This is a genomic window from Pseudonocardia sp. SID8383, assembly GCF_009864975.1.
GTDB lineage: Bacteria > Actinomycetota > Actinomycetes > Mycobacteriales > Pseudonocardiaceae > Pseudonocardia > Pseudonocardia alni.
Genome location: NZ_WWFY01000685.1, coordinates 1 through 5,093, shown reverse-complemented (window position 1 = coordinate 5,093; position 5,093 = coordinate 1). Strand labels below are relative to the sequence as shown.

The window sequence follows — 5,093 nt, the reverse complement described above, 5'->3', positions numbered from 1 at the left end:
CCCCGGGACCTGCCCGACCGCCGCCCGCACGAGCTGCTCGCCGACCGCGCCGCCGCGGCCCCCGACGAGGTCGTCGCCGAGCACGCCGGGGTCACCCTCACCCGCGCCGAGCTGGAGGACCGGGCCGCCCGCGTCGCCTCGAGCCTGCTCGACGCCGGGCAGGCGCCCGAGGACGTCGTCGCCGTGGTGTGCGACCGCGACCTCGACTGGATGGTCGCGGTGCTCGCCGTCCTGCGTGCCGGCGGCGCCTACCTGCCGGTCGAGCCGCACTTCCCGGCCGAGCGGATCGCCCGCACGCTCACCCGCGCCGGGTGCCGGATCGCGCTGACCACCGACGCCACCCGCGCCCACCTCGACGAGGCCGGCGTCGCGACGACGGTGCTGACCGTGCCGGACGCGGTCGCCGCCGCCGACGGCCCCGCGCCCACCGCCGACGTCCCGGCCGACGGACTCGCCTACCTGTACTTCACCTCCGGCTCCACCGGCGAGCCCAAGGGCGCGATGTGCGAGCACGCCGGGATGCTGAACCACCTGCTCGCCAAGATCGAGGACCTGGAGCTGGAGCCGGGCTGCGTGGTCGCCCAGACCGCGCCGCAGTGCTTCGACATCTCGCTGTGGCAGCTCGTCGCGGGTCCGCTCGCCGGTGGGCGGACCCTGCTCGTCGAGCAGGACGTGATCCTCGACGTCCGCCGCTTCGTCGACACCCTGGTGCGGTCCCGGGTCACCGTCGCCCAGCTCGTACCCAGCTACCTCGAGGTCGTGCTGACCTACCTGGAGGAGCACCCCACGGCGCTGCCCGACCTGCGGATGGTCTCGGCCACCGGGGAGGCGCTCAAGACCGAGCTGGTGCAGCGCTGGTTCCGGGTGCTGCCCGGCGTCCCGCTGGTCAACGCCTACGGCCTGACCGAGACCTCCGACGACACCAACCACGCCGTGCTGCGCGAGGCTCCCGCGGACGGCCGGGTCCCGCTCGGCGCCCCGGTGCCCGGGGTGAAGGTCTACGTCGTCGACGCCGACCTGGCGCCGGTCCCGCTCGGCGCGCCCGGGGAGATCGTGTTCTCCGGGGTGTGCGTCGGCCGCGGCTACGTCAACGACCCCGACCGCACCGCCGCCGCGTTCGGCTCGGACCCGCACCGGCCCGGCGAGCGGCTCTACCGCAGCGGCGACCACGGCCGCTGGCGCCCCGACGGGCAGCTCGAGTTCCTCGGCCGCCGCGACAACCAGGTCAAGATCCGCGGGTTCCGGATCGAGATCGGCGAGATCGAGAACGCGCTGCTGGCGGTGCCCGGCGTCCGCGACGCCTGCGTGGTCGTCGCGACGACCGCGGGCGGGCCGCAGCTGGTCGCCTATCACGCCGGCGACGGCCCGGACGCGCCCGAGGTCCGAACCCGGCTGGCGCGCAGCCTGCCCGCCTACATGGTCCCGCCGACGGTCCACCGGCTGGACCCGCTGCCGGTCACCGCCAACGGCAAGATCGACCGCAAGACCCTCACCGCGCACGCGACCGCGGCCGCGGCGCAGGCCGCCGTCGCCGGGAGCGCGTCGGCCGGCCCGACCGGTGGCGAACTCACCGCGGCCCAGCGCCGCGTCGTCGACGCCGTCACCCGCGTGCTCGACCTGCCCGCCGGATCGGTGGGCCCCGACGACGACTTCGCCGACCTGGGGGGCAGCTCGCTGTCCGCGGTGAAGCTCGTGATCGCGCTCGGCCGGGCCGTCACGGTCCGCCAGGTGCTCGACCATCCCGTCCTCACCGACCTCGCCGGGTTGCTCCCGGCCGACCAGCGCTGACCACCACAGGGGGAGACATGACCGGATCACTGCTCGGGGTGCGCCCGCACCCCGGACGACCGCCCGTCCTCGACGCGGGCCCGGGCGGCGATGCCGCCGGCTGGACCGAGCGCCACGGCGACGCGCTGCGTGACCTGCTCGACGACCACGGTGTCGTGCTGGTGCGCGGGCTCGGCCTGCGCACCGTCGCCGACGTCGCCGGTGTGGCCGCCAGGCTGGGGACCGGCAGCTACGTCGAGCGCGAGGCGATCGCCGCCCGGACCCTGCTGTCGGACGGCGTCTACTCGGCCACCCCGTGGCCCGCGCGCCAGCCGATGTGCGCCCACCACGAGCTGTCCTACGTCCTGGACACGCCCGCCACGCTGCTGTTCGCCTGCCTGCGTGCACCCGAGACCGGCGGCGCCACGCCACTGGTCGACACCAGCCGGGTCGCGGCGGACCTGCCGCCCGCACTCGTCGACCGCGTCGAGCGCGAGGGCTGGATCCTCACCCGCTCCTACGGCGACGACATCGGCGCCTCCTGGGAGCAGGCGTTCGGCACCGCCGACCGCGACGCCGTCGAGCGCTACTGCCGGGCCAACGCCATCGACACGGTCTGGACGCCCGACGGCGGGCTGCGCACCCGCCAGCGCCGGCACGGCGTGCTGATGCACCCGGTCACCGGGCAGCGGGTCTGGTTCAACCAGATCGCGTTCCTGTCGGAGTTCGCGATGGACCCCGAGGTCCGCGAGTTCCTGCTGGAGATGCACGGCCCGGACGGGCTGCCGTTCAGCACCCGCTTCGGCGACGGCTCCCCGGTGCCCGAGGCGGTCGTCGACGAGATCAACGCCGCGCACGACCGGCACGCCGTCCGCGAGCCCTGGCAGGACGGCGACCTGCTGGTCGTGGACAACCTGCGGTTCGCCCACGGCCGCGACCCCTACACCGGTGACCGGCACGTCGTCGTCGCCATGACCGACGGCGTCGCCGTCCCCGCCTTCGAGGGAGCCCGATGAACGCCCCGGCCGAGTCCGTCCCCGCCTTCTCCGTGATCTCCGGCGCCCAGGTGGCGCGGGCGCTCGGCGGGCGGGAGAAGGAGCTCGTCGAGCTCGTCGAGGACACCTACCGGGTGCACGGCGCCGGCGCGACGGTGAACCCGCCGTCGTACTTCCTGCGGTTCCCCGACAGGCCGTCGTCGCGGATCATCGCGCTGCCCGCGTCGCTGGGCGGCACCGGTGACGACACCGGCGTCGACGGCATCAAGTGGATCTCCAGCTTCCCGGAGAACGTCGCCCGCGGCGTCCCCCGGGCCTCGGCGGTGCTGATCCTCAACGACCCCCGCACCGGCTACCCGTACGCCTGCCTGGAGAGCTCGATCATCTCCGCGACGCGCACCGCGGCGTCGGCGGCCTCGGCGGCCGACCGGCTCTCGCGCGACCGGGCCCGCCCGCGTCGCGTCGGGTTCGTCGGGACCGGGCTGATCGCCCGCTACATCCACCAGTTCCTGGTCGGCACCGGATGGACCTTCGACGAGGTCGGCGTGTTCGACCTGTCGGCCGACTCCGCGGAGGGGTTCCGGGGCCACGTCGAGCGGACCGCGCCCGGCGCGGTCGGGATCCACGACTCCGCCGAGTCGCTGGTCCGCGGCAGCGACCTGGTGATCTTCGCGACCGTGGCGGGCACCCCGCACGTGCACGACCCCGCCTGGTTCGACCACCACCCGCTGGTGCTGAACGTGTCGCTGCGCGACCTGTCGGCGGACATCGTGCTCAGCGCCTTCAACGTCCTCGACGACGTCGAGCACTGCCTCAAGGCCGACACCTCCCCGCACCTGGCCGAACAGGCCACCGGGAACCGCGACTTCGTCGACGGGACCCTCGACCAGGTGCTCGACGGCACGCTGGCCGTCCCCACCGACCGCACGGTCGTGTTCTCCCCGTTCGGCCTCGGGGTCCTCGACCTCGCCGTCGGACGGTTCGTCCACGCCGAGGTCGCCCACGCCGGCGAGCTGCACACCGTCGACGACTTCTTCCACGAGCTGAGCCGGCACGGCTGAGCCGCCACCACTGGTACACGAGGGGTCGACGATGACCGTCATCTCCGCACCCGAAGACTTCAACACCGACGACCTGTACGTCGACCTGACCGGGGTCCTCGGACTGTCGGTCTACCTCAAGTGCGAGGGCTTCAACTTCGCAGGATCGGTCAAGCTCAAGGCCGCACTCGGCATGGTCACCGACGCCGAGCGGCGCGGCCTGCTGCACCGCGGATCGGTGCTCGTGGAGTCCTCCTCGGGCAACCTCGGCGTCGCGCTCGCCATGATCGCGGCGAGCCGGGGCTACCGGTTCGTCTGCGTCACCGACCCGCGCTGCAACCCGGCCACCCACCGGCTGATGGAGGCGCTCGGCGCGGAGGTCCGCGTCGTCGACACCCCGGACGCGGCCGGTGGATTCCTCGCCACCCGGATCGCGCTGGTCCGCTCGCTGGTCGCCGGCGACGACCGCTACGTCTGGCTCAACCAGTACGCCAACCCGCAGAACCAGGGCTCGCACCGGGTCACGACCGGGCCGGAGATCGAGGCGGCGTTCCCGCAGCTCGACGTGGTCTTCGTCGGCGCGGGCACGACCGGCACGCTGATGGGCTGCGCCCGCTACTTCCGGTCCCGGCCGCGGCCGGTCCGGGTGGTCGCGGTCGACGCGGCCGGATCGGTCACCTTCGGCGACCGGCCGACGCCCCGGATGATCCCGGGGCTGGGCACCAGCGTCCGCCCGGAGGCGCTCGACGAGTCCTACATCGACGACGTCGTGCACGTCGCCGAGCCCGACACGCTCGAGGCGTGCCACGCCCTGGCCCGCCGCGGGTTCCTGTTCGGCGGGTCGACCGGCACCGTCGTCGCGGGGGCCGCGGACTGGCTGCGCCGCCACGGCGACGCGACGACCACGGCCGTCGCGCTCGCCCCCGACATGGGGGAGCGCTACCTGGACACGGTCTACCGGCCGTCGTGGCTGGCCGAGCACTTCGGCCCCGAGGCGGCGGCCGGGATGCCGCAGCCGCGCGAGGCCACGATCACCGAGGTCACGCCCGCCGGCGTGGTCACCGAGATCCTGCCCGGTGGCCCGGCCCTGGTCGCGGGGTCCCGCTGATGGCCCGCACCAGGACCCCGCGGGCCCCGCTGGTCCCGCCGCGACGCGAGGCACCGGCGGAGACGTCAGCCGGGTCGTCGCCGTCCCGGCCGACGCCCTACCGCCGCGAGAACGCACCGCGGGAGCCGGCCGGAGGAGCCCCGGGTGCCGTCGACGACGCCTCCGCGACGACGGCGCTGCCCG

5 protein-coding genes are annotated in these 5,093 nt (G+C 74.7%); all 5 read left to right on the top strand.

The window, feature by feature from the left end:
- On the top strand, positions 1–1,788 hold a 1,788-nt coding region (locus GTW08_RS16695; RefSeq protein ID WP_161152199.1), incomplete at its 5' end, for a non-ribosomal peptide synthetase.
- Positions 1,789–1,805: 17 nt separating this feature from the next.
- Positions 1,806–2,783 carry a TauD/TfdA family dioxygenase gene (locus tag GTW08_RS16690; RefSeq protein WP_062395838.1) on the top strand — a complete coding sequence of 326 codons (978 nt, stop codon included), beginning with the start codon at positions 1,806–1,808 and terminating at the stop codon, positions 2,781–2,783.
- The gene (sbnB, locus tag GTW08_RS16685) at positions 2,780–3,823 is read left to right on the top strand and encodes a 2,3-diaminopropionate biosynthesis protein SbnB (RefSeq protein WP_073574547.1); all 1,044 of its coding nucleotides are present in this window, start codon (positions 2,780–2,782) and stop codon (positions 3,821–3,823) included. Before GTW08_RS16690 ends, sbnB begins: the two co-directional genes overlap by 4 nt.
- 31 nt (positions 3,824–3,854) lie before the next feature.
- Positions 3,855–4,910, top strand: a complete 1,056-nt coding sequence (gene sbnA, locus GTW08_RS16680; protein WP_083658153.1) for a 2,3-diaminopropionate biosynthesis protein SbnA — start codon at positions 3,855–3,857, stop codon at positions 4,908–4,910.
- The coding region (locus GTW08_RS31935; RefSeq protein ID WP_237453906.1) for a hypothetical protein at positions 4,910–5,093 on the top strand (184 nt) is incomplete at its 3' end. The genes sbnA and GTW08_RS31935, both read left to right, overlap by 1 nt.

Coding starts and splice junctions, on each gene's coding strand:
- GTW08_RS16690 (WP_062395838.1), top strand. CDS start 1,806: ATGACCGGATCACTGCTCGGGGTGCGCCCGCACCCCGGACGACCGCCC.
- sbnB (WP_073574547.1), top strand. CDS start 2,780: ATGAACGCCCCGGCCGAGTCCGTCCCCGCCTTCTCCGTGATCTCCGGC.
- sbnA (WP_083658153.1), top strand. CDS start 3,855: ATGACCGTCATCTCCGCACCCGAAGACTTCAACACCGACGACCTGTAC.